The organism is Streptomyces sp. RP5T, from assembly GCF_003933965.1.
In the GTDB taxonomy this organism is placed as follows: Bacteria; Actinomycetota; Actinomycetes; order Streptomycetales; family Streptomycetaceae; genus Streptomyces.
The window spans coordinates 1-4,103 of record NZ_RSAJ01000688.1; the positions used below are offsets into that span (position 1 = coordinate 1).

Annotated in this window: 4 protein-coding genes; 1 reads left to right on the plus strand and 3 read right to left on the minus strand. The window is 69.0% G+C overall.

Going from position 1 to position 4,103, the window contains the following annotated elements; genetic code table 11:
• The first annotated feature begins 746 nt into the window (after positions 1 to 746).
• Positions 747 to 1,838, plus strand: a complete 1,092-nt coding sequence (gene trpS, locus EHS43_RS39175) for a tryptophan--tRNA ligase (RefSeq protein ID WP_125195341.1) — start codon at positions 747 to 749, stop codon at positions 1,836 to 1,838.
• Positions 1,839 to 1,892: 54 nt separating this feature from the next.
• Here the strand turns inward: trpS and proC are convergent, their stop codons facing one another.
• The 3 genes from proC to EHS43_RS39190 all read right to left on the minus strand — a co-directional run.
• Complete coding sequence (gene proC / locus EHS43_RS39180) at positions 1,893 to 2,705, minus strand: pyrroline-5-carboxylate reductase (RefSeq protein ID WP_053852563.1); 813 nt, start codon at positions 2,703 to 2,705, stop codon at positions 1,893 to 1,895.
• Positions 2,706 to 2,790: 85 nt separating this feature from the next.
• Positions 2,791 to 3,582, minus strand: coding sequence for an ABC transporter permease (locus EHS43_RS39185; protein WP_125195342.1), 792 nt, complete (start codon positions 3,580 to 3,582; stop codon positions 2,791 to 2,793).
• Positions 3,579 to 4,103: ABC transporter ATP-binding protein (locus tag EHS43_RS39190; protein WP_148104213.1), on the minus strand; the 525-nt coding region annotated here is incomplete at its 5' end. The genes EHS43_RS39190 and EHS43_RS39185, both read right to left, overlap by 4 nt.

Sequence of the window (4,103 nt, forward strand, 5' to 3'; positions counted from 1 at the left end):
AAAGGAACCTCGTCCCAGCTGATGCTGGAGACGGGGTATCAACATATCTGGCGTTGATTTTTGGCACGCTGTTGAGTTCTCAAGGAACGGACGCTTCCTTTGTACTCACCCTCTCGGGCTTTCCTCCGGGCTTTTCCCTTCGGTCTTGCGTTTCCGACTCTATCAGACCGTTTCCGGTTCCGATTTCCTCGGTGCTTTCCAGGTTCCCGCTCTCGCGTTTCCCTTTCCGGCGGTTCCGACTCTATCAGATCCTTTCGGGCCTGATTCCCAGTCAGCGGGTTTTGCCTTCCCGGCCGTTGGGCCGTTCCGACGAGTGAGACTTTAGCGGATTCCCGGCTCCCGACGCTAATCGGGGGCCGCCGTCCTTTCGAACGTGGATTCCTCATTTCGCGAATACGCACGCCAATACGGCGACGGCAGACAGAGCGACTGTCGTCGTTTGTTGGCTGGTACCTGCGGAATGGCTGTCCGGGGACCGACCGGAGTCGGCGCTCACGTCGGACAACTCGGAGAACACTACGTACCGGGCTGGGGAGTGTCAACTCAGCTCCGGAGGGCCCCTCGCAGGCGTACTCTGGCAGGCATGACAACGCGTACGTGCACCCAGCAGTGGTGGGCCGCCTGAAGGCGGCCGTGAGCACGTATGCACTCAACGGCCGCCGCCTCGGCGGCCGTTCGCGTATCTCCCTCCAGGACTCCTGAGGGTCGGCCGCCCGGGGCGGCGGTCTCGACCAGGAGGTGGAGAGATGACGCGGGTCTTCAGCGGGGTCAAGCCGACGGGGCATCTGACGCTGGGGAACTACCTGGGAGCCATGCGGCAGTGGGCCGCGGTCGACCAGCACCGGGCGGAGTCGCTGTTCTGCATCGTCGACCTGCACGCCCTGACCGTCGACCACGATCCGGCGCGGGTGCGTCGGCTGAGTCGGCAGGCAGCCACGCTGCTCCTCGCGTCGGGGCTGGATCCCGAGCTGTGCACCCTGTTCGTACAGAGTCATGTCGGCGAGCACACGCGGCTGTCGTACCTGCTGGAGTGCGTGGCCACGGACGGCGAGATGCGGCGGATGATCCAGTACAAGGAGAAGGCCGCTCGGGAGCGGACGCGGGGTGGGAGTGTGCGGCTGTCCCTGCTGACGTATCCCGTGCTGATGGCGGCGGACATCCTGGCGTACCGGGCGGACGAGGTGCCCGTCGGGGACGACCAGGCGCAGCATGTGGAGCTGACCCGGGATCTGGCGGTGCGGTTCAACCAGCGGTACGGCTTCACGTTCGTGGTGCCCCGGGCCACCGTGCCGGAGGTGGGCGCCCGGGTCATGAACCTTCAGGAGCCCCTGTCGAAGATGGGGAAGTCCGACGACTCCGGGCCCGGGATCATCTATCTGCTCGACGAGCCGGAGGTCGTGCGGAAGAAGATCATGCGGGCCGTGACCGACAGCGGGCGGGACGTCGTCTACGACCGGGAGGCCCGGCCGGGGCCGGCGAACCTGCTGGAGATCCTCGCGTCCTGCACGGGTGGGAACCCATCGGAGCTGAGCGGTGTATATGAGTCGTACGGCGCCTTGAAGAAGGACACCGCCGACGCCGTGGTCGAGGTCTTGAGGCCCGTGCAGGAAAGGCACAAGGAGTTGTGCGCGGATCCTGGCTATGTGGAGGGGGTGTTGCGGGATGGCGCGGAGAGGGCGCGGGCGATGGCCCGGCCGACCGTGGATGCCGCGTATCGCGCGATCGGGCTGCTTCCGGCAGCTTCGGACACGGCAGCTGGGGATGGAGCGGCTTCGGATACGGCTGCTGTGGATGGCGGAGCACTCGGCTGCGGTGCCGTGCTGAACGCTGCTCGGTAAGACGTGGCCGTGCCGGGAGCGGGCGCCGCCGTGGGCGACCGCTCCCGGTGAGCGTCAGTCCTTCTTGCCCGAGGCCAGTGCGCGGCTGCGGTCGCGGGCGGCTTCGAGGGCGGCGATGAGGGCGGCGCGTACGCCGTGGTTCTCCAGTTCGCGGATGGCGTTGATGGTGGTGCCCGCGGGGGACGTGACGTTCTCGCGGAGCTTGACCGGGTGTTCGCCGCTGTCGCGGAGCATGGTGGCGGCGCCGATCGCGGACTGGACGATCAGGTCGTGGGCCTTGTCGCGGGGCAGGCCGAGCAGGATGCCGGCGTCGGTCATGGCTTCGACCAGGTAGAAGAAGTACGCCGGTCCGGAGCCGGAGAGGGCGGTGCAGGCGTCCTGCTGGGACTCGGGGACGCGGAGCGTCTTGCCGACGGCGCCGAAGATCTCCTCGGTGTGGGCGAGGTGGTCGGCGGTGGCGTGGGTGCCGGCGGAGATGACGGACATGGCCTCGTCGACCAGGGCGGGGGTGTTGGTCATGACGCGGACGACCGGGGTGCCCGTGGCGAGGCGCTCCTCGAAGAAGGAGGTGGGGATGCCGGCCGCACCGCTGATGACCAGGCGATCGGCCGGGACGTGCGGGGCGAGCTCGTCGAGGAGGGCGCCCATGTCCTGCGGTTTGACCGTGAGGATCAGGGTGTCGGCGGTCTTGGCGGCTTCCGGGTTGCTGACCGGGGTGACTCCGTAGCGGCTGCGGAGTTCCTCGGCCCGCTCGGGGCGGCGGGCGGTGACCAGGAGGTCGGCCGGGGCCCAGCCGGCACGGATCATTCCGCTGAGCAGGGCTTCGCCGATCTTGCCGGTGCCGAGGACTGCGACTTTCTGGCTCATGCCGTTCAGTCTGGCACCGGGCCGGGGAGTGCCGGGCGGCTGTCCGGTGGGCGGGACATGGGTGCGGTGGCTGTGCTGGGCTGTCCTAGGCGGTCCTGCGCCGCAGTGTCGCCGCTCCCAGGCCGAGGACCAGCAGGGCGCAGCCGGCCACGATCAGCGTGTCGCGGACGAAGGCCGCGGTCATGTCCGTGTGCCGGAGGACCTCGTTCATGCCGTCGACGGCGTAGGACATGGGCAGGACGTCGGAGATGGCCTCCAGGACGGGTTGCATGTTGTCGCGCTCGGTGAAGAGGCCGCAGAGGAGGAGTTGGGGGAAGATCACGGCCGGCATGAACTGGACGGCCTGGAACTCGGAGGCCGCGAAGGCGGAGACGAACAGGCCGAGGGCGGTACCGAGCAGGGCGTCGAGCAGGGCGACCAGCAGCAGGAGCCAGGGGCTGCCGACGACGTCGAGGCCGAGGAACCAGACGGCGAGGCCGGTGGCGAGGGCGGACTGGATGATCGCGAGGGCGCCGAAGGCGAGGGCGTAGCCGGCGATGAGGTCGCCCTTGCCGAGGGGCATGGCGAGAAGGCGTTCGAGGGTGCCGGAGGTGCGTTCGCGCAGGGTGGCGATGGAGGTGACGAGGAACATCGTGATCAGCGGGAAGATCCCGAGGAGGGAGGCGCCGATGCTGTCGAAGGTGCGCGGGCTGCCGTCGAAGACGTAGCGCAGCAGGAACAGCATCAGGCAGGGGATGAGGATCATCATCGCGATGGTGCGCGGGTCGTGGCGGAGCTGGCGCAGGACCCTGGCCGCGGTGGCGGTGGTGCGGGAGAGGTTGAGGGCGCTGCTGGGGGCAGGCGCGAGACCCGGGGAGGGCGTGGTGGTCGTGGTCATCGCGTGCGCTCCTTGGTGCGGCTTGCCTCGGCGGCCTGGTCGACGAGGTGGAGGAAGGCCTCCTCGACCGTGTCGGAGTGGGTTCGGGTGCGGAGGGCTTCGGGGGTGTCGTCGGCGAGGATCTCGCCCTCGCGCATCAGGAGGGGGCGGTGGCAGCGCTCGGCCTCGTCCATGACGTGGGAGGAGATGAGGAGGGTGGCGCCGCGGTCGGCGGCGATGTCGTGGAAGAGGTTCCAGAGGTCGCGGCGCAGGACGGGGTCGAGACCGACGGTGGGTTCGTCGAGGACGAGGAGTTCGGGGGCGCCGAGGAGGGCGACGGCGAGGGAGACGCGGCTGCGCTGGCCGCCGGAGAGATTGCCCGCGAGGGCGTCGGCGTGGGAGGCGAGGTCCACGTCGTCGATGACTCGGGTGACGTCGGAGTGGCGGCGGTCGGCCGCGGCGCGGCCGGGGGCGAGGATCGCGGCGAAGTAGTCGAGGTTCTGGCGGACGGTCAGGTCGTTGTAGACGGAGGGGGCCTGGGT

Coding starts and splice junctions, on each gene's coding strand:
- trpS (WP_125195341.1), top strand. CDS start 747: ATGACGCGGGTCTTCAGCGGGGTCAAGCCGACGGGGCATCTGACGCTG.
- proC (WP_053852563.1), bottom strand. CDS start 2,705: ATGAGCCAGAAAGTCGCAGTCCTCGGCACCGGCAAGATCGGCGAAGCC.
- EHS43_RS39185 (WP_125195342.1), bottom strand. CDS start 3,582: ATGACCACGACCACCACGCCCTCCCCGGGTCTCGCGCCTGCCCCCAGC.